Source organism: Pseudomonas sp. dw_358 (assembly GCF_018449655.1).
GTDB lineage: Bacteria > Pseudomonadota > Gammaproteobacteria > Pseudomonadales > Pseudomonadaceae > Aquipseudomonas.
Genome location: NZ_JAAVUX010000057.1, coordinates 1 through 258, shown reverse-complemented (window position 1 = coordinate 258; position 258 = coordinate 1). Strand labels below are relative to the sequence as shown.

1 protein-coding gene is annotated in these 258 nt (G+C 53.9%); it reads left to right on the top strand.

The genetic code is table 11. The annotated features are described in order from the left end of the window. The coding region (locus HB675_RS25720; RefSeq protein WP_213881970.1) for an integrase core domain-containing protein at positions 1-250 on the top strand (250 nt) is incomplete at its 5' end. Positions 251-258: the final 8 nt, after the last annotated feature.

Sequence of the window (258 nt, the reverse complement as noted above, 5' to 3'; positions counted from 1 at the left end):
ATATCGCATGCGTCAGAGCATGAGCCGGCGAGGAAATTGTTGGGATAATGCGCCGATGGAGCGGGTGTTCAGGAGTCTGAAAACCGAGTGGATACCGACCATGGGCTACACGACGGTCCAACAAGCTCAGCGGGATATCAGCCATTTTTTGATGCACCGGTACAACTGGATTCGACCGCACCAGTTTAATGGTGGGCTGCCACCGGCTCGGGCCGAGAAAAAACTTAACATCGTGTCCGGGATCAGTTGACCACTACA